Below are 26588 nucleotides of genomic sequence, written 5' to 3' on the forward strand. Positions count from 1 at the left end.
TACTGGCGTGGTGGCCTGAGATAGGCTATGCGCGCGTTTCACAGTTACGGAAAGTTCCGACCCATGTCCTTTACCCTCGCCATCGTGGGGCGCCCGAATGTGGGCAAATCCACATTGTTCAACCGTCTTGTCGGCAAGAAGCTGGCGCTGGTCGATGACCAGCCCGGTGTGACGCGCGACCTGCGGGAGGGCGAAGCGCGGCTGGGTGATCTGCGTTTTACGGTGATCGACAGCGCCGGGCTGGAGGACGCCACCGACAACAGCCTTGAGGGGCGCATGCGTCGCCTGACGGAACGCGCCGTGGAGATGGCCGATGTGTGCCTCTTCATGATCGACGCCCGCACCGGGGTGACCCCGACCGATGAGGTCTTTGCCGAGATTCTGCGCAAGAAATCCGCCCATGTGATCCTTGCGGCCAATAAATCCGAAGGCTCTGCCGCCGACGCCGGCGTGCTGGAAGCCTATGGCCTGGGTCTTGGCGAGCCGATCCGCATGTCCGGCGAGCACGGCGAGGGGATGAACGATCTCTATTCCGAGCTGCTGCCGGTTTCGGAAAAATTCGAAAAACTCGCGGCGGAGACCGCGCCGCTGACGGATGTGGAATTCGACGAAGAGGCCGACGAGGAGTTCAACGCAGGTGAGGAAATCGCCGCAACTCCCGTTCCCACAATGGAAAAACCGCTTCAGGTTGCGGTTGTCGGCCGCCCGAATGCGGGGAAATCCACCCTGATCAACAAGATCCTCGGCGAGGATCGGCTGCTGACCGGGCCCGAAGCGGGCATCACCCGCGACGCGATCAGCCTGAAAATCGACTGGTCCGGCACCCCGATGCGGATCTTTGACACCGCCGGGATGCGCAAGAAAGCCAAGGTGCAGGAAAAGCTGGAAAAGCTCTCGGTCTCCGATGGGCTTCGGGCGGTCAAATTTGCCGAGGTGGTGGTGATCCTGCTGGATGCGGCGATCCCCTTTGAACAGCAGGACCTGCGCATTGCCGACCTCGCCGCGCGCGAAGGGCGGGCGGTGGTCGTCGCGGTGAACAAATGGGACATCGAGGACGAAAAACAAGAAAAGCTGAAGGCGCTCAAGGAAGCCTTTGAGCGTTTGCTGCCGCAGCTGCGCGGTGCGCCGTTGATCACCGTTTCGGCCAAGACCGGGCGCGGGCTGGAGCGGCTGCATGACGCGATTCTGCGCGCGCATGATGTCTGGAACCGGCGTATTCCGACGGCCGCCCTGAACCGCTGGCTTGCGGGCATGCTGGAGCAGCACCCGCCGCCAGCGCCGCAGGGCAAGCGGATCAAGTTGCGTTACATGACCCAGGCCAAGACCCGTCCGCCGGGCTTTGTGGTGATGTGTTCGCACCCCGATAAAATGCCCGAGAGCTACAACCGCTATCTGATCAACGGGTTGCGCGATGATTTCAACATGCCCGGCACCCCGATCCGGCTGACGCTGCGCGGGCAGGGGGACAAGAACCCCTATAAGGGCAAGAAAAAATCCACCCCCTCGCGCCTGCGCAAACACATCGAGGGCCGCCGGGGCTGATTTGCTCTGCGGCGTCTAGATCCTGACGCTTGGCTCTTTTGCCCCAGAGGTGCAGCGCGTATGACATGCGGTCGCTGAGAGATCGGCGGCCAAATGCCTGCGCGTCCTGAATTTTCCTTAGACCTTGCCTCTTGTCTCAGAGGCTCCGCATATTAATTTTGCAGAGTGCATTTGAACCGCCCCGGCGCCAGGTTTGGTCGTCATATGGGTGACATGAAGCCTTTCTATGGGGTCAGACATGGATCTGAGAGCCTACACACGTCAATATACAGAAAAAGACAACCGGCTTGCCGCGTTGAGCTATTTTGGAACCTTTGCCGTCTATTTCACGGCGCTTTATCTGGCGGTCGCTTATTCACATCTCTGGTATGTGCTTTGGCCCGCCGGGGTTGTTTTTGCGGTCAGCGCGGTGCGGCTCTATGTGTTGCAGCATGACACCGGCCATGCCTCGCTGTTTGAAACGCGGCGTCAGAACGAATGGGCCGGGCACGGGTTGTCGCCGTTCACCTTTGCGCCCTTTGAGGTGATGAAGCAGAACCACAATCTGCACCACGCCAATGTCGGTAACCTGGATCACCGCGAAACTGGCGAGATCTACACAATGACCCTGGCGGAATGGGAAAAGGCCGGGGTTTGGCAAAGGCTGCAATATCGCCTTTATCGCAATCCTCTGATCCTGGTGCCGGTTGGCGCGGCCTTCACCTATTTCATCCGCTATCGCTGGCCCCGCAATACGCTGCGGTTCGGTATTATGCCGGTTGTCCTGCACAATCTTTCGATTATCGCCTGGCTCTACGCTCTCTATCTTTTGGGCGGTGGCACCGCGCTGCTGATCTGGCTCGGGTTTTCCTTCCTCGGTGGGATGATGGGGGTGTTTCTGGTCTATCTTCAGCACAATTTCGAGGACACCTACTGGGACCGTCGCCCGGATCTCAATCCACAAGTGGCGGCGCTGGCGGGGTCTTCTTGCCTGGATTTCGGCTGGTTCTTTGACTTTGCCGTCGCCAATATCACCCTGCATGACATCCATCATTTCAACGCTCGCATTCCCAGCTATCGTCTGCGGCAGTGTCACTACAACCTGCCGGAGGAATTCGCGCCGCGCCGGATCAAGTTTGGCGAAGCGCTCCGGGCGTTGGGTTTGAAACTTTGGGATGAAGAACAGCAACGATTGGTGCCATTTCCATCATGATTGCGGCCTAAGGTCATGAAAGGTTGGACAAAATAAAGATCTCGATGTTAAGCTCATGTCTGAACAAGGAACCAATCCAGACATAGGACGCATTGTATGACCCCGATTTTGAAGCTCCCCGGTGTAGGGCTGGCACTGGCGAAGGCGCTGAAGGATCATGGCATCCATTCCGCCGAGGATCTCGTCGCCGGGTCTACCGATGACCTGCTGAGCGTGCCGGGTCTTGGGGCAAATCGCATTGCCAGCTTGAAGGCTGCCGCAACTGCGCTGCTGTCCGGCGCGTCAGCGTCGCAACCGCCTGCCCGGAAATCTCCGGCCGCTCGATCATCCGTTCGCAAAGCCCCGACTCAGCGCGCCGCGCGCCCGGTGACAGAGGCGCCGCAGACGGAGGCTGCGCAAGCCGAGCCTGCTCCTGCCCCGGCAACGGATCTCTCCGACGCGGAGGGCCGTGTCGCAGCGGCGGAGGCGGCGCGCCTGGCAGCGGAAGAGAAAGCCGCAAAGGCGGAAGCCAAGGCCGCAAAGGCTGCAAAAAAAGCCAAGGCCCTGATGGCGGAATTCGCCGAGGCGAAGGTCAAGGCCAAGTCCAAGGCCAAGAAGGAAAAGGGCAAGGCCAAGAAGGATATCGCCAAGGAAAAAGCCAAGGCGTTGAAAATTCTATCTGCAAAATCAGATGGTCAGAAGAAAAAGAAGAACAAGAAGAAAGCCGGAAAATAGCTGATCACGCCTGTCGCTGAACGCGGGCGGAGCACATAAGCAAAAGAAAAACCGGCGCGGGGCAGCGCCGGTTTTTTTGATCTGGGCCTAGCTGGCTGCCAAGGCTCCGCGCGCGCCTCAAGATGTTTGAGGCGGCGCAACAAAACCCCAAGCTTAGGCGAGCTGCCCATCAGCGGTGAGGGTGCGCTTACCGCCGAGATAGGGCGCGAGCGCCTCCGGCAGGGTCACGGAGCCGTCTTCTTGTTGGCCGTTTTCCAGCACCGCAATGAGGCAGCGCCCAACCGCAAGACCGGAGCCATTGAGTGTATGCAGGAATTCCGGCTTGCCGCCATCGGCAGGTTTGAACCGGGCATTCATGCGGCGCGCCTGGAAATCGCCGGTGGTGGAGACCGACGAAATCTCGCGATAGGTGTTCTGGCCGGGAACCCAGGCTTCGATATCAAAGGTGCGGCGGGCGCCAAATCCCATGTCGCCGGTGCAGAGCACAACGGTGCGATAGGGGATGCCCAGCTTTTCCAGAATACCCTCGGCGCAGGAGAGCATGCGCTTTTGCTCCTCGTCGGAATTGTCGGGATGCACGATGGAGACCATCTCGACCTTTTCAAACTGGTGCTGGCGCAGCATGCCGGAGGTGTCCTTGCCCGCCGAGCCAGCCTCGGAGCGGAAGCAGAGCGTATGGGCGGTCATGCGGATCGGCAGCACGCTTTCCTCGACGACATCGCCGGCAACCGAATAGGTCAGCGGCACTTCGGAGGTCGGCACCAGCCACCAGCCGTTGGTGGTCTGATAGCTTTCCTCGCCGAATTTCGGAAGCTTATCAGTGCCATACATCGCTTCGTCACGTACCAGCACGGGCGAGTTGACCTCGGTCAGGCCGTTTTCATCCACATGGGTGTCGACCATGAATTGCGCCAGCGCGCGGTGGATGCGCGCAACAGCGCCCTTCAGCACCACAAAGCGGGAACCGGAGATCTTGGCGGCGGTTTCAAAGTCCATCGCCTGCGCCACGCCGGTGATTTCGAAATGCTCCTTGGGGGTGAAGTCGAACTCGCGAATATTGCCCCAGCGCTTGACCTCGACGTTGTCGGCCTCGTCGGCGCCCTCGGGAACGTCGGTGGCGGGGCTGTTGGGGATGCGCGCCAGCATATCGGTGAGCTTGGCGTCCAGCTCCTTGGCTTCGGCCTGCATGGTGGCGACTTCGGCCTTCTTGTCGGCGACTTCCGCGCGCAGGCGTTCGAATTCGGCGTCGTCGCCCTTGGCCTTGGCGGCGCCGATGGCTTTGGCGGCCTTGTTCTGATCGGCCTGTGCGGTCTCGGCGGCGAGGATCTTGGCGCGGCGGGCCTCGTCCAGGGCGAGAATCTCGGAGGACAGGGCAGACTCCCCACGCCGCGCCAGGGCGGCGTCCAAAGCGGCCGGGTTTTCGCGGATTGCACGGATGTCATGCATGGGTCTGCTCCTGTCATGCAGTTGTGAATCAATGTTCACAGCTATGCCCCAGCAGGGGGGCAAGGGGAAGGGGGCAGAGCAGGCTGCGCGCGGTGATGTTGCAGCGGCGCAGTGCATAGGGAGGTGGCTCCCTCACCCCGGGACCGGACCGGCGGCGAGGGAGCGCGCAGGCCTAGTCGAGGTAATGTGCCACGATGGCGTCATAGCTGCCATCGGCCTTCATACTGTCGAGCGCGGCGGCCAGGGCGGCTGCGGTTTCGGCATCAAAGCTGTGATTGGTGGCCAGCCACAGCGGCACCTCCTGGATTGTCTCCCCAAAGGTAAAGACCGAAGGGTCGATCCCGTCCGCCTTGAAGAGCGCAACGGTTTCCTGTTCGATGGCGAACCAGGCATCGACCCGCCCGGATTGCACCAGTTTCACCGCCTGCACCGAGGAATTCACCCGGCTGAGGTTCTCAAATCCCTTGCCGGTCAGGATCTTGTCCATGACGGTGCTGTTCAGGACCGCGATTTTGCTCAGCTTTTTCGCGTCTTCCATCGAATTCACCGGTGCGCCTTTGGAGACGAACACCTGATTGGCCGAGATAAGATGCCCGACCCAACCCAATGTGTCCTCGCGCGTGGCCGTGCGGGCGGCCGGGAAGAGGGCAACGCCAGGCTGCTTTTCCACCATGTTCAGCGCGCGGCTCCAGGGCAGATACTCGACCTCCAGCTCCACGCCGGCGCGCTGCGCCATTTCGGCGGCGATCTCATGCGCGATGCCGGGATGCTCCAGATCGGGGGCGATGCTATAGGGCGGCAGATGGGCGGTATAGGCTTTGATTGGCTCCGCGTTGACGCAGGTCACGGCCAGCGCAAGGGAGAGAAAGACGCTAGCGGGAAAGAGGGTGCGGCGTGAGAACATATTGGCTCCTGAAAGTGGCTATTATGAGTTTGCCAGGCTACGGGGACCCGACATTATCCGGCGCAACTTAACGTTCCCTTTCGATAACGGGCGGCGCAGAAGCGCAGTCGCCACGTCCAAAAGGAGAGCCCACCGGACCAAAATGCCCGCGTCGCGCGCCGCGCGTCGCCGCGGATCAAGAGAGCGTGACGCAAGATTTCCGCTCGTCGCGGCAGCCTGTCTTGCAAAGCCCCGTTCCACCGCATAGGTTCCCGGCAAAATCGGGCATTGACACAGAGCCCCTCAAAGACAGAAGGAATACCCCATGCAAGGTGGCGCTATTGCCCAGTTCATCCCGCTGATCCTGATCTTCGCGATCATGTATTTTCTGCTCATCCGTCCGCAGCAGAAAAAGATGAAAGAACATCAGAATATGGTGAAGGCCCTGCGTCGGGGTGACCAGGTCGTCACCCAGGGCGGCATCATCGGCAAAGTCTCCAAGGTCAAGGATGACGGCGAGATCGAAGTCGAAGTTGCCGAGGGCGTCAAGGTGCGCGTTGTGCAGACCACCATCGCCCAGGTGCTGAACAAGACCGAACCCGCATCCTGAGCCTCGCCTCTCAATCCTTTGAAAAGGCAGGGTAATGCTGCATATTGATACCTGGAAGAGGGCGCTGATTTGGCTGGTCTGTGTGGCCGGCCTTTTGCTCGCTCTGCCCAATGCGTTCTACAGCCGCGTAGAACAGTCAAACGACGCCTATGCCGCGATCGAAGCGCAGGGCGAAACGCCCGAACTGCTGGCCCAGGCCGAAAAATGGCCAAGCTGGATGCCGTCGTCTCTGGTCAATCTCGGTCTTGACCTGCGTGGTGGGGCGCATCTGCTCGCCGAGGTTCAGGTCGAGGACGTCTATGCCGCGCGTATGGATGGGCTCTGGCCGGAAGTGCGCAACGCGCTGCGCGACGAGCGCGCCACCGTTGGCACCTTCCGCCGCATCCCAGATGCGCCTGCCGACCAGATTCGGTTGCGTCTGTCCAAGCCCGAGGGCATGGCCCGCGCGATGGAGCTGATCCGCGGGCTGGCCACTCCGGTGACCTCGCTGACCGGCGCGGGCGCCACTGACATCAATGTCAGCGGCCAGGGGGATGTGATCACCATTGCGCTCTCGAACCAGGAAAAGCTCGCCTCCGATGCTCGCCCCTTGCGCCAGTCGCTTGAGATCATTCGCCGCCGTATCGACGAGGTCGGCACCCGCGAACCCACCATTCAACGCCAGGGCAGTGACCGGATCCTGATCCAGGTTCCGGGCGTTGGCTCCGCAGCAGAGCTGAAAAGCATCATCGGCACCACGGCGCAGCTGACCTTCAACCCGGTTGTCGGCCGTGGCACCGACCCGGATGCCAATCCTGGCGTCGGCAACAAGGTCATCCCGTCGCTCGATGAGCCTGGCACCTACTACACGGTAGAATCGGCCCCCGTTGTCACCGGCGAGGAGCTGGTGGACGCGCAACCGAGCTTTGACCAGAACGGCCAACCGGCGGTGAGCTTCCGTTTCAATACCTCCGGGGCGCGCAAGTTCGGCGATTATACCGCGCAGAATATCGGCGCGCCTTTCGCCATCGTGCTCGATGACGAGGTGATCTCCGCTCCGGTGATCCGCTCTCATATCCCGGGCGGCTCTGGCATCATCACCGGCAATTTCGACGTTGAGGAAAGCACAAATCTCGCTGTGCTGCTGCGCGCCGGGGCCCTGCCTGCAAAGCTGGAGTTTCTCGAAGAACGCACCATCGGCCCCGAATTGGGGCAGGACAGCATTGATGCGGGCAAAGTCGCAACCGTTGTCGCCTTTGCGGGTGTGTTGATCTTTATGGTGTTGAGCTACGGCATGTTTGGTTTCTTTGCCAATATCGCTTTGGTGCTGAACATCGCGATGATCTTTGGCGCGCTGAGCCTGATCGGGGGGACGCTGACGCTGCCAGGGATCGCAGGGATCGTTCTGACGGTTGGTATGGCGGTGGACGCCAATGTGCTGATCTTTGAGCGGATCCGCGAGGAGCTGAAAGCAGGTCGGGGACCGGCGAAGGCGATTGACGAGGGCTACGCCAAGGCGCTTTCGGCGATTGGGGGCGGCAATATCCCCACCTTTATCACCGCCGTGATTCTCTTTGCCATGGGCTCTGGCCCGGTGCGTGGTTTTGCCATCACCCTTGGCCTCGGCATTCTGACCTCGGTCTTCACCGCGATTTATGTCACCCGACTGATCATCGTGATGTGGTTCGAACGTCGCCGACCCAAAACAATCGAGGTGTAACCGATGCGGTTGAAACTTGTTCCCGAAGAAACCTCGTTTGATTTCTTCAAGAAATGGAAGCTCTGGCTCGGCCTGTCCGGGTTCATGATCCTGCTCGCCTTGACCTCCTTTGGCCTGCGTGGGTTGAACTTTGGTATTGATTTCCGGGGTGGGACCACCATCCGCACCGAGGCGACACAGAATCTCGATATCGGGGTTTACCGCGATGCCATCGCGCCCTTGGGGCTTGGGGATATCACCATCACCGAAGTCTTCGATCCCGGTTTTGCCGAGGATCAACATGTGGCGATGATCCGCATCGAGGCCCAGGCCGATGGCGAGGCGCTCTCCAGCGAGGTGATCGCACAGGTGCAAGCCGCGCTTGATGCGGTGGCGCCGGGGATCAAATTCATTTCGGTTGAAAGCGTCGGGCCCAAGGTTTCGGGAGAGCTGGTGCAGACGGCGGTGCTGGCGGTGGTGCTCGCGATCGGGGCGGTGCTGGTCTATATCTGGCTGCGGTTTGAATGGCAGTTCGCCCTTGGCGCCGTGATCGCGCTGGTGCACGACGTGATCCTGACCATCGGCGTGTTTTCCGAGGTGCAGATCAAGTTCGACCTGGCGATCATTGCCGCGCTTCTGACCATCGTCGGCTATTCGCTGAACGATACCGTGGTGGTGTTTGACCGGGTGCGTGAAAACCTGCGCCGCTACAAACAAAAGCCGCTGGCCGAAGTGCTGAACATGTCGATCAACGAGACCCTGAGCCGCACGGTGATGACCTCGCTGACCACATTGCTGGCGCTGATTTCGCTCTATGTGCTGGGCGGTGACGTGATCCGGGGCTTTGTCTTTGCAATGATCTGGGGCGTTGTGGTCGGGACCTATTCGTCGATCTTCGTGGCCTCGACCATCCTGTTGTGGCTGGGCGTGAAGCGCGACTGGTCCAAACCGGACAACACCACGGGCAATCAATTCGCCAATATCGACGCCTAAGGCAATTCAGTCAAAGATGCTGACACCAACAGCCGCAGCCGCGAGGCTGCGGCTGTTTCATATATGGGGGCTCTGCCCCCAAACCCCCGGGATATTTCAGGTTAGAAGAAGCCTGTCTTTCATCTTTTTTCAAATATCCCGGAGCGCGAGGCAGCGCCTCGCATCTGGCGACTTGCCGGTTTTCGCGAGGATCCGGGCGTGGTAATGACGACCCCAAGAAATTCAACAGGAGAGTCCCATGCGCCTCAATGAAGTGGTCTATTCCGATGCGGTGCCGATCGACGGCTATGGCGCTGGGTTTTTCCGGGTTGGTGGTGAGGTCACGCAAGGCGCGATCTTGACCGGGGCGGGCGGAACCTCCCGTTGGGGGGGCTATGAGGATCGCGAAGCATTGCTGGCTCTGGTGGGGCAGGTTGATGTGCTGTTTGTCGGCACGGGGGCCGAGATTGCGCATATCCCGGCGGATCTGCGGGCTGCGCTGGAAGGGGCCGGAATCGGTGTTGAGGTGATGAACTCGCCTGCCGCCTGCCGCACCTATAACGTGCTGCTCTCCGAGGGGCGGCGTATTGCGCTTGCGGCGCTGCCGGTTTGATCTGGCGCAAGGCGTCCGGCGTAGAAATCGGATTTCCATGCGTCGAATTCGCGCGATAGGCCGCGCCATAAAATCGTCGGGAGCAGGATGATCGAGGTCAGGGATCTGGGGGTGAGCCGTGGCGCTGTGCCGGTGCTTGAAGCCGTGGGGTTTTGCCTTGCCGCCGGCGAAGCCCTCGTGCTGCGCGGGCCCAATGGCATTGGCAAGACCACCTTGTTGCGGACGCTGGCCGGGTTACAGCCGCCGCTGCGGGGCGAAATCATCGGAGACAGGGAGCAGATCGCCTATGCCGCCCATGCGGACGGGCTGAAGCTGACGCTGAGCGTGGAAGAAAACCTGTGGTTCTGGGCCCGCGTCTTTGGCAGTGAGGATATCGCGCCGGTGCTTTCGGCCTTCAACCTTGTTGGGTTGCGGACGCGGCCTGCGGGGAGCCTCTCGGCCGGGCAGAAACGTCGGCTGTCGCTGGCACGGCTGATGGTGACCGGGCGCCGGATCTGGATCCTGGATGAGCCGACGGTGAGTCTCGACACTGCTTCGGTGCAGTTGTTTGCATCCGCGGTCGTGGCGCATCTGAGCGCAGGTGGCGCGGCGATCATGGCCACCCATATCGACCTTGGGATTGATGGTCGCCTGCTCGATCTTGCGCCTTTCAAGGCCAGGCTGCCCGCGCTGGATTTCGACGACGGAGGCTTTCTGTGAGGGCGCTGTTGATGCGGGATCTGCGGCTGGCGTTTCGCGCCGGGGGCGGATTTGGGCTGGGGCTGGCGTTCTTCTTGATCGTCACGGTGATGGTGCCCTTCTCGGTGGGGCCGAATTCGGCGACGCTGGCGACCATCGCGCCGGGGGTTCTGTGGCTGGGCGCACTTCTGGCCTGCCTGTTGTCGCTGGACCGGCTCCTGGCGCTGGACTGGGAGGATGGCTCGCTCGATCTGCTGGCGACTGCGCCGCTGCCGTTGGAGGGGGTATTGTCCATCAAGGCGCTGGCGCATTGGTTGACCACCGGGTTGCCGCTGGTGCTGGCGGCGCCGGTGCTGGGCGTGCTGCTGAACCTGCCTGCGGGCGGATATCTCTGGATCACGCTCTCCTTGCTGATCGGCACGCCGGCGCTTTCGGTGATTGGCTGTTTTGGCGCGGCGCTGACCGTGGGGCTCAAGCGGGGCGGGCTGTTGATGTCGCTGTTGGTGATGCCGCTTTATGTGCCGACGCTTATCTTTGGTGCCGAGGTTGCGCGGCGCGGCGCGCAGGGCATGGCGGTGGAAACACCGCTTTTGATGCTCGGCGGGATCACCCTTGGCAGTATCGCGCTGCTGCCCTTTGCCTCCGCCGCGGTGCTGCGCGTCAATTTGCGCTAGGCACAGAGATTGTGAAGACCGGAAACAAGAGCTAGATAGCCACCATGTCGATCTGGGAATATGCCAATCCAAAGAAGTTCCTGCGCACCACGGAACGCATCCTGCCGCCGCTTTGGCTGGTGTCGGGCGTCTTGATCCTTGGTGGGTTGATCTGGGGCTTTTTCTTTACGCCGGATGATTACCGGCAAGGCTCCACCGTAAAAATCATCTACCTGCATGTGCCCGCCGCGCTGATGGCGATCAATGCCTGGTTCATGATGCTGGTGGCCTCGCTGATCTGGGTGATCCGGCGCCACCATGTCAGTGCCCTGGCCGCCAAGGCCGCCGCGCCGGTGGGCGTGGTGATGACGCTGATCGCGCTGATCACCGGTGCGATCTGGGGCCAGCCGATGTGGGGGACCTGGTGGGCCTGGGATCCGCGGCTGACCTCGTTTCTGGTGCTGTTTCTGTTCTATCTGGGCTATATCGCGCTCTGGGAAGCCATTGATAACCCGGACACCGCTGCCGATCTGACCTCGATCCTCTGTCTGGTGGGGTCTGTTTTTGCGGTGCTCTCGCGCTATGCGGTGAACTTCTGGAATCAGGGCCTGCATCAGGGCGCTTCGCTGTCGCTGGACAAGCAGGAGAACGTCGCGGATGTCTTTGCCTATCCGCTCTATGCCTGCATGGCCGGGTTTATTCTGTTTTTTCTGGTGCTTGTGCTCTATCGCACCGGCACTGAAATTCGCCTGCGCCGGATGAAGGCGCTGTTGGCGCGCGAAAGGATGTCGGATGCCTGATCTGGGGAAATACGCCGATACGGTGCTCTCGGCCTATGGGCTGTCTGCCTTGCTTCTGCTTGGCCTCCTGGTCATGACGTTGCGGCGCGGCGCCAAAGTGCGTGCGGAGCTCGCCGCAGTTGAACAAAGGGTCAAGTCGAATGGCTAAAATCTCTCCGATGATGGCGGTGCCGGTTGTCGTGTTCTTTGGGTTTGTCGGCCTGGCCCTGGTGGGCATGGGGCGCGAGGATCCCGACAATCTGCCATCTGCACTGGCAGGCAAAGCCGCGCCGCCGGTGACGGTGACCGAATTCCCGGGCAAGGCCGGATTTGACGATGCCACCCTGCGGGATGGTCAGGTCAAGCTGGTGAACTACTGGGCGAGCTGGTGCGGGCCGTGCCGTGCGGAGCATCCCAACCTGGAGCAAATGTCCAAGGGCGGCATCACGATCTACGGGGTGAACTACAAGGATCAGCTCGGTAATGCCGAGGCGTTCTTGTCCGAGCTTGGTGATCCCTATACCGCGCTTGGCCGGGATGAGAGCGGCCGTATGGCGTTGAACTGGGGGCTTTACGGCGTGCCGGAAACCTATGTCATTGATGGCGATGGCACGGTGATCCTGCGCTTTCCTGGTCCGATCACCCAGCGGGTGATGAAGGAAACCATTCTGCCGGCGCTCAAGAAGGCCGCCGAATAGCTCCTTCTCCGAGAGACCGGGCCGGCGCGGCCTGGATCACTCGGAGGCGGCGCGGGCGTGTGCGGTGTTTTCGGGCAGGTGCCCGGCGACACCGGTATCCACGGCGTCATAGATCTGGGTGTCGATTTCACGGCGCATGAATGTCTCCTGGAATTGCAGCAGATTGTCGCCCTGAATCAGCCCGTCGATATAGGTGTCAAAGACATCTTTGCTCTGCCAGAGGCTGACGGAAATGATCTCTCCTGTGGTGCGAGAGGCAAATAGCCGCGTCTCATAGCAGCCGACGCGCTCTTTATTGTCATCTCTCGCGAAGTTTTCGGTTCGCTCCAGAACCTCGTCATACATCTCGCGTAGAGGGTAATACCTTGTAATCACTGCAATCATTTTGATGCCTCATGGCTGCATCCCAAACACTCCTTGGATAGTTTATGACAATATTACGGTAATTAATATTGCGAACTTAACGCTGACGCAAAAAGGGCGACCGATGGTCGCCCTTCTTCATGGAATTTATGGGGTGCGGATCAGCTCTTGGCGAGCTTGCGCAGCACGTAATGCAGCACGCCACCGTTCTCGATGTACTCGATTTCCGGCGCGGTATCGATGCGGCATTTCAGGGTGATGGTCTTGGTGGAGCCATCGCCATAGGTGATGTCGCAGTCAATCTCTTGCAGCGGCTGAACGCTTTCCAAGCCTTTGATATCCACGGTTTCATCACCGGTCAGACCGAGCGATTTACGGGTGTCGCCGTTTGTGAACTCAAACGGGATCACGCCCATGCCAACCAGGTTGGAGCGGTGAATACGCTCAAAGCTCTCGGCGATCACGGCCTTGACACCCAGGAGCGCCGTGCCCTTGGCCGCCCAGTCGCGGGAAGACCCGGCACCGTATTGCTCGCCACCGAAGATGACCAGCGGCGTGCCAGCTTCCTGATAGGCCATGGAGGCCTCATAGACCGAAGTCTGCGCGCCGTCGGGGCCTTTGGTATAGCCGCCTTCAACCCCATCCAGAATCTCGTTCTTGATACGGATGTTGGCAAAGGTGCCGCGCATCATGATCTCGTGGTTGCCACGGCGAGAGCCATAAGAGTTGAACTCGCGCGGTTGCACCTGACGGTCGAGCAGATATTTGCCCGCCGGGGTGGTGGTCGCGAAAGAACCCGCCGGAGAGATGTGGTCGGTGGTGACCATATCGCCGAGGATCAGCAGCGGCTTGGCGCCAACGACGTCCTTGATGGTGCCCGGCTCCGCGCCCATGCCCTGGAAGTAGGGCGGGTTCTGGATGTAGGTCGAGGTCGCCGGCCAGTCGTAGGTTTCCTGATCGGGAACATCCACGCCCTGCCATTTTTCGTCGCCTTTGAAGACGTCGGCATATTTGGACAGGAACGCCTCGCGGGTCACGGTCGCTTCGACGGTATCGGCCACTTCTTGCGTCGTGGGCCAGATATCTTTCAGGTAGACGTCATTGCCGTCCTTGTCCTGACCGAGCGGATCGGTTGCCAGGTTGATATCCATGGTGCCAGCCAGCGCATAGGCCACAACCAGCGGCGGCGACGCCAGGTAGTTGGCGCGCACGTCGGGGGAGATCCGGCCTTCGAAGTTGCGGTTACCGGAGAGCACCGCCGTCGCCACCAGGTCGCCTTCGGAAATCGCGTCGGAGATCTCTTTCTGGATCGGACCGGAGTTGCCGATACAGGTGGTGCAGCCGTAGCCAACGAGGTTGAAGCCAACCTTGTCCAGATCCTCTTGCAGGCCAGCGGCCTCGAGATAGGCGGATACAACCTGCGAGCCCGGTGCGAGAGAGGTCTTGACCCAGGGCTTGCGGTTCAGGCCAAGAGCCGCCGCCTTGCGTGCCACAAGGCCCGCGCCGATCATCACATAGGGGTTGGAGGTGTTGGTGCAGGAGGTGATCGAGGCGATCACGACCTTGCCCGACGCCATGGTGTAGTCTTCACCTTGGACGGCCACTTCCTTGTCCATCGGACGCTTGAAGGTGTTCTCCATTTCCTTACGGAAGGCATCCTTGGCGCCGGTGAGGGCAACATAGTCCTGCGGACGTTTCGGACCGGAGATGGCCGGAACGATGGTCCCCATGTCGAGAGACAGGGTGGTGGTGTAGATCGGCGCGTAGGTCTCATCGCGCCAGAAGCCGTTTTCCTTGGCGTAGGCTTCGACCAGCGCGATGCGGTCCTCGTCACGGCCGGTGTTCTTCAGATAGCGGATGGTTTCCGCGTCGATCGGGAAGAAGCCACAGGTCGCGCCATATTCCGGCGCCATGTTGGCGATGGTGGCGCGGTCAGCCAGCGGCAGCTTGTCGAGGCCAGCACCGTAGAATTCCACGAATTTGCCAACCACGCCGAGTTCGCGCAGCATTTCCACAACCTTCAGCACCAGGTCGGTGCCGGTGGTGCCTTCCATCATCTCGCCGGTCAGCTCAAAGCCGACAACTTCGGGGATCAGCATGGAGATCGGCTGACCCAGCATCGCGGCTTCGGCCTCGATGCCGCCAACACCCCAGCCCAGAACGGCCGCGCCGTTGACCATGGTGGTATGGCTGTCGGTGCCGACCAGCGTGTCGGGATATGCGACTTCCTCGCCGTTCTGGTCGGTGTCAGACCAGACGGTCTGCGCCAGATATTCCAGGTTCACCTGGTGGCAGATGCCAGTGCCGGGGGGCACAACGCGGAAGTTGTCAAACGCGGTCTGACCCCATTTCAGGAAGGTATAGCGCTCCATGTTGCGCTCGTATTCGCGGTCAACGTTCATCTGGAACGCGCGCGGGTTGCCGAATTCGTCAATCATCACCGAGTGGTCGATGACCAGATCAACCGGCACCAGCGGGTTGATCTTGTTGGCGTCGCCACCAAGGTTCTTGATGCCGTCGCGCATTGCGGCCAGGTCCACAACGGCGGGAACGCCGGTGAAATCCTGCATCAGCACGCGGGCCGGACGATAGGCGATCTCGCGCGGGTTCTTGCCGCCGTTCTTCGCCCATTCGCCGAATGCCTTGATGTCGTCGGTGGAGACGGAGAAGCCGCCATCCTCAAACCGCAGCATGTTTTCCAGCACCACCTTCAGGGCGGCGGGAAGTTTGGAGAAATCACCAAGCCCCGCTTCTGTGGCTGCTGGGATCGAGTAATAGGAAATCGACTTGCCGTTCACGCTGATCGTTTTGCGTGTCTTGGCAGAGTCCTGTCCGACGGTGATAGGCATGTTGGCCTCCCTCATAAATGACAAATAGGGACTTCGCTGGGGCTTATCTGCCTGATGCAGGGGCTTCATTCAATAGAAGAAACGCCACGCGGCGTGATTTTGTATGCAATAGTACACAGTTTTTTGCGCTTTTTGCTAACAGAGCTCTCAAGAATGATTGATTGGTCATTCCGCCATGGGGTCGCTACACCCGAAAGCCTAACAAGGTGACGGTCGACTCATGCGTGTTTTCTCGCTTCCTGCGCTGTTTTTTACGGCTCTGTGCGTATCTTTTCATCCGGCGCTGGCGGATCCCTCGCCGGTGGTGGTGGAGCTATACACGTCGCAGGGCTGTTCGTCCTGCCCGCCGGCGGATGACGTTCTGGCCCAGCTGGCAGAGCGTGAAGATGTGTTGCCGCTGGCCTACCATGTTGATTACTGGGATTATATCGGCTGGAAAGATGACTTTGCCGATCCGGCCTATACCAACCGTCAGCGCGGTTATGCCCATGTGGCCGGGCGCAATATGATCTACACGCCGCAGATGATCGTGATGGGGCGCGAGGACGTCGTGGGCGCCGACACCATGAAGCTCTCGGAGGCGATGTCGGACTATATTGGCCACAAGCCCCGGATGAAGCTGTCCCTGTCGCGTCAGGGCGACACGCTTACGGTGTCCTTGCCGGCAACGCCGGACCCGGAGGGCAGCGCGCTCAGGGTGCAATTGGTGCGGTATACGCCGATGCAGCGGGTGGCGATCAAGCGCGGGGAGCTTGCCGGTCATACGCAGGATTACGCCAATGTGGTGCAAAGCCACGAGGAGATCGCAGAGTGGGACGGCATGACGCCGCTGAATTTGACGGTGTCTCTGCCCGGTAACTTACCGGCTGCGGTGCTGGTGCAGGAATGGCCCTACGGCCAGATTCTCGCCGCCGAACGGGTCGAATAGCGCATAGCTAGTCTGCATAATCCGGGTGCGGCGTGTCGTGGATCGGCTTCCAGCGGCGATGCACCCAGAACCATTGCCCCATGTGGCCGCGCACCATCCGCTCCAGATCGTCACAGACCGCTTGCGTCATGGTGACAGGATCGGAGTGCGGGATTTCATCAGAGAGCACCACGTCGAAATCCAGCCCGTTGTCGCGGCGCACCCCGTACACCGGGATAAAGGCGGCCTTGTATTTCAACGCCAGCTCCGCCGGCACGGTCGAGGTCAGGGCAGGGCGCCCGAAGAAGGGCAGATACTCGCCCCCTTGCGCGTGCATGTCCGCGACAATTGCGATATTTCCACCGGATTTCAGATGTCTGACCATCTCGACCATGCCGCGTTTGCCCTGTTCGAACATCGGCTTGCCGGTGGCTGAGATCGCCTTCACGTAGTGTTCGTTGAAATAGGGGTTCGCCATGCGGCGATAGAGCGAGCCCATGTTGAACCCCATCTGCACCAGTTTGGAGCGGGCCGCGTCGTAGTTGCCAAAATGCCCGGTGACCAGAACCACGGGCCGCCCCTCCGCGCGCGCTTGTTCCAGCACCGCAAGCCCGGGACCGCTGATCCCGGCGGCCTTGGCGCGGGCCCAGAAGGGGGCGCCGGCGTAGAGCTCCGCCAGGGTGCGCCCCACATTGTCGGCGACCTGGTGGCAGAGGCTGTCAACTTGGGCTGCGGTCAGATCCGGCCGCGTGTAGTGCAGGTTGCGACGTACCCGTTTGTGAAACCCCGCCAGTGGCGCGACCTTGCGCATGACCCAACCCATCGCCGGGACACGCGACCGGTAGGGGATCAGCTTCAGCCCGCCAATCAGCCCACGCAGGGCGATATTGACGGTAAAATATTTCAGACGCTGGGAAAATGTCAGCTCCGAGGGGGCTACGGGCATGAAGCTTGGCCTGTTCTTGATAGCGGTGTCGCAACGCCAGACCATAGGCCCCTGCGCCGCGCTGTACAAGAAAGCGAGGCGGATAAAACAGACCTTCACCCCCGCGTCGGTCAAGGCGCGGGGGTGTTCTGTCAGGTATATCGGCGCCGCGAAGGTCTGTGGTGCGCGGGGAGAGGCAGGATTATTCCTCCTCTCCCTCATCGGATTTCAGCTCGATATCGCCGTTCACGACCATTTCGCGCAGCATGTTGACGATCAGGCCAAAGGCGGCCTCGCCATCGGCGCGTTTGACACGGCCCAGCTGGTTTGCCTCTTCGCGCAGGTTGTTGGCCATACGGGTGGACATGTTTTCCAGCAGGAAGGTCACCGAGGCCACGTCGTCTTCTTCGGTGGCAAAGGCGATCGCCGTGGTGATTTCCTGCGGACCCAGTGCGCGGACCAGTTTCGGCACATCGACCGGTTCGACCTTTTGCGCGATCAGCGCGAAGGTAAAGATCGACTTGCGCACATCGGTCGCGAATTCCTGATCCTCCTCATCCAGAGCAGTAAGGACCTCTTCGCGTTTGGCGGCCTGTGATTGCGTCAGGATCGCGCCAACCCGTTGGCCCGGCGTCTGTTCAAAGGCGACCTGCGGGCGTGCCTCGATCTGCGAGGCCAGCGACAGGCCGATCCGATCCACCGTTTCCGGCGTCACATTGCTGGTCTGGCTGACCGCATAGGTGATGCGCCGCGCGAGGGGGCCGGGCAGATGCTGGAGCATTTCTGCGGCCTTGTTGGTGTCGATCTTCGAGAGCAGCACCGCGGCGACTTCGGTGCTTTCGGCCTTGGCCAGTTCGGCCAGCTCCTCGGGCGGCAGCTTGCGCAGCCGTTCCCAGGGATCGCCAAACTGGCGCACGCCCGCTTCCTTGCGCAGGCGGCTGTGGGTGTGGCGGCTGATCTTGCCTTCCATGGCGGTCAGCGCTCCGGCGAGACCATTGGGGAAGGAGAGCCCAATGTTTTCAAGCTGTTCTGCGAATTCGGCGACGACCGCATGCAGGGTCTGGCGATCCACCAGACGCATTTTCCCCATCTGCTGGGTGAGCTCCAGTTGCAGCTCGTCCGGCAGTTCTTCCAAAGGCACATCCGCGCCCTCGTTCAAAAGTAGACGCACGACGATTGCCGCTTTTGCTTTCCCACTTAAGTGGGAAACGCCACCTGACAGGGCAGGTGCGGGCGCCGGGGACGAAAAATCGCCAAGTCCGCCGCCCATTGGCGCCATTGGTAGCGCTAAGGCTGATGATTGTTCCATTCTTGAACCTTGACCCGAAAAGCTTCTCTTTCTGTCAGGGAACAAGATATGCTGTCAGCAGTAAAGAAAGCCTGAAGGTTAGTAGTTAACCGTCACACCTGTTTCAATTGCCTGGCGCAAGGAGGCTTCGGCCCAGGTTCCAGCTCCGCCACGTGCCTTGATTTCTTTCCACTGGGCCAGGGCTTGGGCATATTTTCCATTGCTGACAAAGCCTTGTGCCATATAGCTGCGCGCCAGGATATTGTCGGGGTCCAGCGCAATGGCCTGCTCGTAGTATTCATTCGCAAGATCGGTGTGACCCATTTTGCGATTGGTGAACCCCCAATAGGTCAGGACACGGCTATTCGTCTGATCCGGGTGGGCGGCCAGAACCGCCTGGGCGTCCTCAAAGCGTTCGAGGTAGGCGAGCTCGCGTGCGGTCTCCAGCAGTTGGTCGCCGTTCATGGATGATTCTTGCGGTTTTACGCATTTCTGGGCCTCGGCATCCCAAACGCGCTTTCCCCAACATTTCTTGGTTGTTTCCGACGGAGTCGGCGGCGTTGTCGAATCGCCGCCCGCTGCAAATGCGGACATGGGCAGGGCGAGCGCGAGGGCGAGAGTTGTGAAACGCATGATAACCTCCTGGGCGTTTGTCATCTGTGACTACGATGAAAACACGCCCAGCGATGAACATATTCGTTCACGAACGCGTGATCACCAATGCTGCCGCGACATCCGGACCGTGCTCCTAGGCTCGGATGCTATTTGTGCCATGGGGCTGAGGCGGCCGCGCCTGATCACGATTCAGGCTTTCACCGAGGCAAAAAGAAAGCCCCGCCAGTGTTGGCGGGGCTTTGCTTTGGGGCGTCAACGGCGGGGGCGCGTCAGGCGCCGAACACCCGCTTGAAGATCGTATCGACATGTTTGGTGTGATAGCCCATGTCGAATTTCTCGTTGATCCCGTCTTTGCCCAGCGCGGCGACCACATCGGCATCGGCCAACAGCAGCTCGCGGAAATCGAGCCGCTCTTCCCAGACCTTGAGCGCATTGCGCTGGACCATGGAATAGGCATCCTCGCGGCTGACACCGGCCTGGGTCAGCGCCAGGAGAACCCGCTGCGACATCACCAGACCCGGGAATTTATTCATGTTGTCCAGCATGTTCTCCGGGAAGACCAGCATCTTGTCGATGACGCCCGCCAGGCGGTGCAGGGCGAAATCAAGGGTGATGGTCGCATCCGGGCCAATGCCGCGCTCGACGGAGGAGTGCGAGATATCGCGCTCGTGCCAAAGCGCCACATTCTCCATCGCCGGGATCACCGACATGCGCACCAGACGCGCCAGACCGGTGAGGTTTTCGGTCAGCACCGGGTTTTTCTTATGCGGCATCGCCGAGGAGCCCTTTTGCCCCATGGAGAAGAATTCCGCGCCTTCCAGCACCTCGGTGCGCTGCATGTGGCGGATCTCGATGGCGATATTCTCGATCGAGGAGGCGATCACGCCGAGGGTGGCAAAGAACATCGCATGGCGGTCGCGCGGGATCACCTGGGTGGAGATCGGCTCCGGGTTCAGGCCCAGCTTTGCGCAGACGTGTTCTTCGACGGCGGGGTCGATATTGGCGAAGGTGCCCACCGCGCCAGAGATCGCGCCGGTGGCGATTTCCTCGCGCGCGGCGATCAGGCGTTTCTTGTTGCGGTCCATTTCCGCATAGAAGCGCGCGAACGTCAGCCCCATGGTGGTGGGCTCGGCATGAATGCCGTGGCTGCGGCCGACACGCACGGTGTCTTTATGCTCCAGCGCGCGTTTCTTCAGCGCCGCCAGCAGCGCGTCCACGCCGACCATGAGCAGATCCGCGGCGCGGGTCAGCTGTACGTTGAAACAGGTGTCCAGCACGTCCGAAGAGGTCATGCCCTGATGCACAAAACGCGCCTCTTCCGAGCCGACATGTTCGGCCAGATGGGTGAGAAAGGCGATGACGTCATGTTTGGTGACGGCTTCGATCTCGTCGATGCGGGCGACGTCGAATTCCACGTCCTTGGCTTTCCAGACCGCATCGGCATTTTCGCGTGGGATCACGCCGAGGTTCGCCATGGCGTCGCAGGCGTGCGCCTCGATTTCATACCAGATGCGGAATTTCGTCTCGGGCGACCAGATGGCAACCATATCGGGGCGGGAATAGCGGGGGATCATAGGCGAATGCACCTCTGTCAGATTTGCGCGGCAGATGTGCGCGGTCATAAGCGACGTTACGGCAAACGGCAAGGGCGGGGCGCGGGGCCTAGCTGTCGGTCTCGGCCTCTGTGCGCTCGTCGCCTGAGGTGAGTTCCAGCCGGGTCTCGACCGTCGAGCTATGCTCCAGGGTGCGATGCACCGGGCATTTGTCGGCAATCTCCAGCAGCTTTTCGCGCTGCGCCTGGTCCAGATCGCCGCAGAGGTGAATGACGCGGGTAAAGCGGTCGATCTTGGCCGGGCCGGTGGGCTGGGCGTCCTGGGCGTGGACCTTGTCGTGGCTGACCTCGACGCTGATCCGTGCAAGCGGCCAGTTCTTGCGCCGCGCATACATCCGCAAGGTCATCGAGGTGCAGGCGCCAAGCCCGGCGGCGACGAACCCATAGGGCGACAGCCCCTTGTTGCTGCCGCCATAGGCTTCGGGCTCGTCGGCGCGCAGATGCAGATAGGGCCCGCTTTGCACATCCTGCAAGAATGTGCCCGAATCCGCTTCGGTGACGCGGATCACCCCTTCGGGCGCGCCGGGCGGCGGGGCGGGGGGCTTCATCTCCACGTAGCGGCTGACCCAGGTGGCGATCATCTGCGCCGCATATTCCGCGTCGTCGGCGCGGCTGATCAGATGGTCGGCCTCGTCCAGCGTGACAAAGCTCTTGGGGTGGCGGGCGGCCTGAAAGATCTTTGCGGCATTGTCGATGCTCACGGTGGCGTCGCGCGGCGCATGCATCACCAAAAGCGCGGCGTTTAGCTCCGCAATGGCGGTGCCTAGTTCGCTTGCCCGGATATCCTCGACAAACTGCTGGCCGATGACAAAGGGACGACCGCCAATGCAGACCTCCGCGGCGCCCTTCTGGGCGATCTCTTCCAGCGCGTGGTCAAAATGATGGGCAACATGGGCCGGATCAAAAGGCGCGCCCAGGGTCACCACGGCGCGGGCAGAGGGGATCCCGGCGCGGGCGCGCAAGACGGCGGCCCCGCCAAGGGAATGCCCGATCAGCAGATCCGGCGCCATATTGCGGCTGGCCAGGTAGCGCGCGGCGGCGATCAGGTCCTCGACGTTGGAGGAAAAGCCGGTATTGGCGAATTCGCCATCGGAATGGCCCAGCCCGGTGAAATCAAACCGCAACACCGCAATGCCCATCGCGGCGAGCCGCGCGGCAATCCGGCGGGCGGCGGCGATGTCCTTGGAACAGGTGAAACAATGGGCAAACAGCGCGGTGGCAAGCGTTGCCCCCTCCGGCAGGTCAAGGCGGGCGGCAAGATCAAACCCGGCGTGACCGGGAAATGTGATGCGTTCGGTGGGCATGGGCGGCTTTCAAGGGCTTGGCGCGGGAGGCGCTCTGCCCCTAAGGTGCGCAGGGATCACGGGCACGACAAGGGTTTCAGTGCAACCGTCACGGGAAGGTGAAGGATCGTCACATGACAACAGCAGAGCTGAAGGGTATTGGCGGCTACCGGCCAGAAGATGCGCGCGATCACGAGATGTGGCAGCGTCTTGGCAGGTTTTGCGCCGAAGAGCCGCGCGCCTTTGAGCGCGACCCGCAGATCGGACATGTGACGGGATCGGCCTTTGTGCTCTCGCCGGATCTGCAATCGGTGCTTCTGACCCATCACGCCAGGCTTGCCCGCTGGTTGCAACTGGGCGGCCATTGCGACGGCATCGCGGACGCGCGATTTGTGGCGCAGAAAGAAGCCTATGAGGAAAGCGGCCTCTCGCGGTTGCGTCTGCTCTCGCCGGATGTGTTCGACGTCGATATCCACCTTATCCCTGCTTCGGCGAAAGAGCCGGCGCATCTGCATTATGACGTGCGCTATCTCTTTGTGGCCGAGGCCGGCGAGATTACGCCCAGCGTCGAATCCCATGCCTTGGCCTGGGTGCCAGTGGATGAGCTCGCCGAGATGACCCAGGCCGAGAGCGTGCTGTTGCTGGCGCGCAAATGGCCCATGCTGCGCGCGCGCCTTGGCCTGTGAAGGACGGTGAAACCCGTTCCCCAGCGTCGCCCGGCGGTGGCGGCTGGATTGCAGTGTCTTTCTCCCTGGTGGCTGCTACAGAAGGCCATGACCGAGATTCTACAAACCACGCTACCCTATGATCCGCTGAAGCCGCTGCCGTTGCCGGGGATCCGTCCTCTGCCGCCCGAGGATTGGCTGCAATTCGACGAAAGTTTTGCCGCCCAGATGGCCGAGCGTGAGCGGCTGCTGTCAGAGCGGCGCGATGATGTGCTGCGCATGGATCCTGGCGCGAAGGCGGCGGCGCAGGAGCTGTTGGATGCGGTGCTGACGCTGCGCTACGGGGGCGGGGCCGAGCCATCCAGCGTCCGGCGTCTGGACGGGCAGGAGGTCACCATTGACCGCAGCGCGCCGCTCGACACCTTGGGCCGGATCGCGCAGCAGGACTTCTGTATCCTGCAAAAACCCGAAGGCTCCGAAGAACATATCCTGAGCGCGGCGGTTCTGTGTTTCCCGGCCAGCTGGACGCTGGCGGAGAAGTTCATGAAACCCCTGCTGGCGATCCATGTCCCGGTCGAAAGCTATGACGCCACGCTGGCGCGCCGGGTGCAACGGCTGTTTGACGGGGTGCAGCTGGGGCGGCCGCTCTGGCGGTTCAATGCCCTGTGGTATGCCGATCCGACGCTGCATCAACCGCGCCTTGAAAGCGATCCGCGCGCGACCTCGACGCCGCAGACGCAGACCTACCTGCGCAGCGAATTGCAGACGATCTCGCGCCTGCCAAAAACCGGGGCCGTGGTGTTTTCGATCCACACCCGCGTCTTGCGCCGCGCAGATGTGCTGGCGCAATGGGGAGCTACTGAATAGCGGCGTTGCCCAGACCCGAGGATTGCAGCACCATCAGCAGCGCCAGAACCGCCGCCATCTGCAAGCTGAAGCGCATATCGCCGCCGCGCACCAGGTTGACCACTGCCGCCGCCAGCCCAAAGGGAAAGGCCAGCACCGCAAGCACAGCGGTCAGCCCCCAGGCCAGCCCGTTGCGGATCAAGCTCGGCCCAGCCGTGGCGGCCATCGCGGGCAATGGGGTGGCGCGATCGTCGATCATACGATCGCATTCCCGGCTGAGCGTTTCTGCGGTTTGTTCCACCGGCGCAAAGCTGTGAGGGCCGGGGCTGCGGGCGACGGGTGTGGCGTCGTCGATCTCCACCGGGATCTGAATATCGCAAAGCGGGCCTTGGTCGCTGACCTGCGCCCCATCCGGTACAAAAGCCGAGAGGAAATCATCGCGCTCCAGCGTCAGCCCGGTCTCGCGCCATTCGACCGTGGTCGCCGAGAGATCCAGCAGCAACGCCTGCAAAAGCCGCGCCAGAAGCAGTTCGGAGAGTTCCTCGTCGGTGTGATCCGGGTAGCGCGGTGTCAGGGTCAGACAGAGTGCGCTGTTGCAGGCCAGACCATCGGCCTGTCGCATCGGGGCGGGCGTGCGACGGTGCCGCAGGTCAATCAGATAGGTGTCACAGTCCAACACGCGCCGATGCGCCGGTCTGTTGCGGCATCTGTCCACCTCATGGCCAGCGTTTTCCAGCACGCGCACCACGATCGCGGTGGCCTTGGCAAGGGCCTGCTCGTCGCGCTCCACAAATCCAATCTTGCCGCGATAGGCAGCGGGCGACACATTCTGTGTAGTCTGATCCAACACCGTGAAAGCCTCCTTGGGTTGTGTTCAGACACCAATCTAAAATTTGAAAGAGTAGAAAGTTTGGCAGGCCATGCAAAATGTCGCAGGGCGGGGCTGTGATCCGTGGTCTCTAGATAAATTAATTTAAATCAACGCAATACGCGCCAGTCATCCGGTCGCACCGCTGAATTGCGGCCAAAGCTGGACCCCGGGCAGCCACATTGATGCCCAAGGTTTTACAATCTGGCTACGGAAAGGTTGATTGTTCTTAAGCGCGTCGAAAGACTCAGTTTCCGTCGATCTGGCGCCCCATGATGGCAAGCGATTGCTGATAGACGGTGGCGGCGTTCCATTCCTTCAGCACCTTGTAATTGCGCTCGCCCGGCTGATAGCCGCGCCCGGGCCGCCAGCCCTTCTGGCGCAGGTAATAGGCGGTCGAGGCCAGCGCGTCGCCCATATCGTAGAAATCCACCCGCCCATCGCGGTTCCAGTCCTGACCGTACTCCAGCGCATTGCCGGGCAGGAACTGCGTATGTCCCAGCTCGCCATGTTTGGCGCCACGGGTGCTGAGGGTGATGGCGCCCTGATCCACCAGTTTCAGCGCGCCGATCGCATGCGGTTCAAAAAACGCGGAACGGCGGCAATCATAGGTCAGCGTCACGATCGAGGAGACAACCTGACTGTCGCCCATGTAACTGCCAAAAGCGGTCTCCATGCCGTGAATCGCCAGCAGGATCCCGGCGGGCACGCCGTATTTCTTCTCAAGTGCGGCAAAGAACTCGGCGTTGCGGGCTTTGCGCTTTTGGCCCTGGGCGACGATGGTCGCCGCGCCCCGTACCTGCATGAATTTCTCAAGCGAGTATTTGAAGCTTTTCTGATTGCGATCCGCCGCAATGGTGCCGGTGGCATATTGCGCCTGCGCCAGCGCGTTGAGGCCGGCTTGCCCCACGCCGGCACGTTTGGCGGTGCGCGCAAAATCGGCTTTCCAGGCGTTGAAACCGGAGGCGGTATTGCCGCAGGGCGCCGCCATGGCGGACATCGGCGCCAGCGCAAGCACGGCAGTTGTGGCAAGACAGGCGACAGTGGAGCGCAAACTCAGCATCAAAATCCCTCAAACATATCGTTTGAGCCGAGCTTAGGCGCTTGGGCCGAGATGTTCACCTGTTTTATATGGGGAAATTCGCTCAGAAGACGGCATCTTGGGCCGCAAGCGCCAAACCATCGGCCACGGCGGTCAGGGCGCGTTCGGTTATGATCTCGGCCCTCGGGCAGAGGCTGCGGATCGCCGCCCCGACCGAGCCCAGAAGCGCAGAGCCGCCCACCATGACGCAGCTTGTCACCTGATCGGGCGTCACGCCAGCACGGTTCAGGGTCTCTTCGGCCTCCGTGCGGATCTCCTGCACCATATCGGCCAGCGTCTCCTCCATGGCCTGCGCGGGGAGCGGAGCGGCGAGGCCGCGCTCGATCATGCGCAGGTCGATCTGGGCGGCGCTGCCCGCGCCGCCATTGGCGCGGATCTTGCCTGCTTCGGTGGCGAAGGCGAGGTCATGGCTAAGCTCGTCCTCCAGCACCCGCACCAGACGATTGAGCCGGGTGGGGTCCTCGGCATTCTGCGCCAGATCCCGGGCCGCCCGTCGGCTCTCGGCGCCGTAGAGGAAGGGAATCATCTGCCAGGTGGCCAGATCGTTGAACAGCCGGTTCGGCGCGGGCAGGCTGCCGCCGCCAAAGGTATTGCGAATGAGCGCCCCCCGCCCAAGATGCGGCATCACATGCTCGATGCTGATCTGGCGGTCAAAATCCGTGCCGCCGAGGCGCAGACCATGGCTGGCCAAAATCTGTGCGCTGCCATCCTGTCCCCGTTCAAAACAGGTAAAGTCAGAGGTGCCGCCGCCGATATCCACCACCAGACCAAAACCGGGGCGCGGTCGGGCGGCGCGCAGGGCGGCCT

26 protein-coding genes and 1 pseudogene are annotated in these 26588 nt (G+C 61.4%); 15 read left to right on the plus strand and 12 right to left on the minus strand.

Annotation, left to right across the window (positions count from 1 at the left end; genetic code table 11):
- The first annotated feature begins 63 nt into the window (after positions 1-63).
- The 3 genes from der to HCZ87_RS10855 all read left to right on the plus strand — a co-directional run bounded on the left by der (position 64) and on the right by HCZ87_RS10855 (position 3448).
- Complete coding sequence (gene der / locus HCZ87_RS10845) at positions 64-1542, plus strand: ribosome biogenesis GTPase Der (protein ID WP_167643776.1); 1479 nt, start codon at positions 64-66, stop codon at positions 1540-1542.
- 238 nt (positions 1543-1780) lie between these two features.
- Positions 1781-2734: a fatty acid desaturase gene (locus tag HCZ87_RS10850; protein ID WP_167643777.1), complete on the plus strand. Its 954-nt coding sequence runs from the start codon at positions 1781-1783 to the stop codon at positions 2732-2734.
- A 96-nt stretch (positions 2735-2830) separates the two neighbouring features.
- Positions 2831-3448, plus strand: coding sequence for a helix-hairpin-helix domain-containing protein (locus HCZ87_RS10855; protein WP_167643778.1), 618 nt, complete (start codon positions 2831-2833; stop codon positions 3446-3448).
- A 153-nt stretch (positions 3449-3601) separates the two neighbouring features.
- On the opposite strand, the gene serS is transcribed toward HCZ87_RS10855, so the two are convergent.
- Positions 3602-4894 (minus strand): serine--tRNA ligase, encoded by a 1293-nt coding sequence (gene serS / locus HCZ87_RS10860; protein WP_167643779.1) that lies wholly within the window; start codon positions 4892-4894, stop codon positions 3602-3604.
- Positions 4895-5066: 172 nt separating this feature from the next.
- Positions 5067-5798 (minus strand): ABC transporter substrate-binding protein, encoded by a 732-nt coding sequence (locus HCZ87_RS10865; protein WP_167643780.1) that lies wholly within the window; start codon positions 5796-5798, stop codon positions 5067-5069.
- Positions 5799-6102: 304 nt separating this feature from the next.
- Between HCZ87_RS10865 and yajC the strand changes: the two genes are divergently transcribed.
- The 9 genes from yajC to HCZ87_RS10910 all read left to right on the plus strand — a co-directional run bounded on the left by yajC (position 6103) and on the right by HCZ87_RS10910 (position 12458).
- On the plus strand, positions 6103-6387 hold the full coding sequence (gene yajC, locus HCZ87_RS10870) for a preprotein translocase subunit YajC (RefSeq protein ID WP_167643781.1): 285 nt from the start codon (positions 6103-6105) through the stop codon (positions 6385-6387).
- A 34-nt stretch (positions 6388-6421) separates the two neighbouring features.
- Entirely contained in the window at positions 6422-8086 is a 1665-nt protein-coding gene (gene secD, locus HCZ87_RS10875) for a protein translocase subunit SecD (protein WP_167643782.1), read from the plus strand.
- Between the two features lie 3 nt (positions 8087-8089).
- Entirely contained in the window at positions 8090-9058 is a 969-nt protein-coding gene (gene secF / locus HCZ87_RS10880; RefSeq protein ID WP_167643783.1) for a protein translocase subunit SecF, read from the plus strand.
- 238 nt (positions 9059-9296) lie between these two features.
- A complete protein-coding gene (locus HCZ87_RS10885; RefSeq protein WP_167643784.1) occupies positions 9297-9650 on the plus strand; it encodes an Mth938-like domain-containing protein in 354 nt (117 codons plus the stop codon).
- Between the two features lie 87 nt (positions 9651-9737).
- Positions 9738-10349, plus strand: coding sequence for a heme ABC exporter ATP-binding protein CcmA (ccmA, locus tag HCZ87_RS10890; RefSeq protein ID WP_167643785.1), 612 nt, complete (start codon positions 9738-9740; stop codon positions 10347-10349).
- Positions 10346-11002 carry a heme exporter protein CcmB gene (gene ccmB, locus HCZ87_RS10895; RefSeq protein WP_167643786.1) on the plus strand — a complete coding sequence of 219 codons (657 nt, stop codon included), beginning with the start codon at positions 10346-10348 and terminating at the stop codon, positions 11000-11002. Before ccmA ends, ccmB begins: the two co-directional genes overlap by 4 nt.
- Positions 11003-11046: 44 nt before the next feature.
- Positions 11047-11781, plus strand: coding sequence for a heme ABC transporter permease (locus tag HCZ87_RS10900; protein ID WP_167643787.1), 735 nt, complete (start codon positions 11047-11049; stop codon positions 11779-11781).
- Complete coding sequence (ccmD, locus tag HCZ87_RS10905) at positions 11774-11929, plus strand: heme exporter protein CcmD (protein WP_167643788.1); 156 nt, start codon at positions 11774-11776, stop codon at positions 11927-11929. The genes HCZ87_RS10900 and ccmD overlap by 8 nt, the downstream gene beginning before the upstream one ends.
- Positions 11922-12458 carry a DsbE family thiol:disulfide interchange protein gene (locus tag HCZ87_RS10910; RefSeq protein ID WP_167643789.1) on the plus strand — a complete coding sequence of 179 codons (537 nt, stop codon included), beginning with the start codon at positions 11922-11924 and terminating at the stop codon, positions 12456-12458. The genes ccmD and HCZ87_RS10910 overlap by 8 nt, the downstream gene beginning before the upstream one ends.
- 36 nt (positions 12459-12494) lie before the next feature.
- On the opposite strand, the gene HCZ87_RS10915 is transcribed toward HCZ87_RS10910, so the two are convergent.
- Together HCZ87_RS10915 and acnA are read right to left on the minus strand one after the other, a co-directional pair.
- Positions 12495-12842, minus strand: a complete 348-nt coding sequence (locus HCZ87_RS10915; protein ID WP_167643790.1) for a hypothetical protein — start codon at positions 12840-12842, stop codon at positions 12495-12497.
- A gap of 140 nt (positions 12843-12982) precedes the next feature.
- Complete coding sequence (gene acnA, locus HCZ87_RS10920) at positions 12983-15670, minus strand: aconitate hydratase AcnA (RefSeq protein ID WP_167643791.1); 2688 nt, start codon at positions 15668-15670, stop codon at positions 12983-12985.
- 220 nt (positions 15671-15890) lie between these two features.
- Between acnA and HCZ87_RS10925 the strand changes: the two genes are divergently transcribed.
- The gene (locus HCZ87_RS10925) at positions 15891-16598 is read left to right on the plus strand and encodes a thioredoxin family protein (RefSeq protein ID WP_167643792.1); all 708 of its coding nucleotides are present in this window, start codon (positions 15891-15893) and stop codon (positions 16596-16598) included.
- A 7-nt stretch (positions 16599-16605) separates the two neighbouring features.
- On the opposite strand, the gene HCZ87_RS10930 is transcribed toward HCZ87_RS10925, so the two are convergent.
- The 5 genes from HCZ87_RS10930 to HCZ87_RS10950 form a co-directional block, all read right to left on the minus strand.
- Positions 16606-17523, minus strand: a complete 918-nt coding sequence (locus tag HCZ87_RS10930; RefSeq protein WP_167643793.1) for a lysophospholipid acyltransferase family protein — start codon at positions 17521-17523, stop codon at positions 16606-16608.
- A 181-nt stretch (positions 17524-17704) separates the two neighbouring features.
- Complete coding sequence (locus tag HCZ87_RS10935; RefSeq protein ID WP_167643794.1) at positions 17705-18811, minus strand: flagellar motor switch protein FliG; 1107 nt, start codon at positions 18809-18811, stop codon at positions 17705-17707.
- 78 nt (positions 18812-18889) lie between these two features.
- Positions 18890-19423, minus strand: coding sequence for a tetratricopeptide repeat protein (locus tag HCZ87_RS10940; protein ID WP_167643795.1), 534 nt, complete (start codon positions 19421-19423; stop codon positions 18890-18892).
- Positions 19424-19674: 251 nt separating this feature from the next.
- Positions 19675-20979, minus strand: coding sequence for an adenylosuccinate lyase (gene purB, locus HCZ87_RS10945; protein ID WP_167643796.1), 1305 nt, complete (start codon positions 20977-20979; stop codon positions 19675-19677).
- Between the two features lie 88 nt (positions 20980-21067).
- Positions 21068-22321: a bifunctional alpha/beta hydrolase/OsmC family protein gene (locus tag HCZ87_RS10950; RefSeq protein ID WP_167643797.1), complete on the minus strand. Its 1254-nt coding sequence runs from the start codon at positions 22319-22321 to the stop codon at positions 21068-21070.
- Between the two features lie 113 nt (positions 22322-22434).
- Here HCZ87_RS10950 and HCZ87_RS10955 point away from each other — a divergent pair, with 113 nt between their 5' ends.
- Both HCZ87_RS10955 and HCZ87_RS10960 read left to right on the plus strand, forming a co-directional pair.
- A complete protein-coding gene (locus tag HCZ87_RS10955) occupies positions 22435-22986 on the plus strand; it encodes an NUDIX hydrolase (protein ID WP_167643798.1) in 552 nt (183 codons plus the stop codon).
- A gap of 87 nt (positions 22987-23073) precedes the next feature.
- Complete coding sequence (locus tag HCZ87_RS10960) at positions 23074-23832, plus strand: DUF3445 domain-containing protein (protein WP_167643799.1); 759 nt, start codon at positions 23074-23076, stop codon at positions 23830-23832.
- Here HCZ87_RS10960 and HCZ87_RS10965 read toward each other — a convergent pair.
- From HCZ87_RS10965 to HCZ87_RS10975, 3 genes and pseudogenes are all read right to left on the minus strand, one after another.
- Positions 23822-24661, minus strand: coding sequence for a hypothetical protein (locus tag HCZ87_RS10965; protein ID WP_167643800.1), 840 nt, complete (start codon positions 24659-24661; stop codon positions 23822-23824). The two genes, HCZ87_RS10960 and HCZ87_RS10965, sit on opposite strands and share 11 nt — an antisense overlap.
- Positions 24662-24926: 265 nt before the next feature.
- Entirely contained in the window at positions 24927-25679 is a 753-nt protein-coding gene (locus HCZ87_RS10970; RefSeq protein WP_254868603.1) for a lytic transglycosylase domain-containing protein, read from the minus strand.
- A 145-nt stretch (positions 25680-25824) separates the two neighbouring features.
- A pseudogene (locus HCZ87_RS10975) lies at positions 25825-26588 on the minus strand (Hsp70 family protein); the annotation flags it as partial.

Source organism: Phaeobacter sp. HF9A, from assembly GCF_011806385.1.
Lineage (GTDB): Bacteria > Pseudomonadota > Alphaproteobacteria > Rhodobacterales > Rhodobacteraceae > Epibacterium.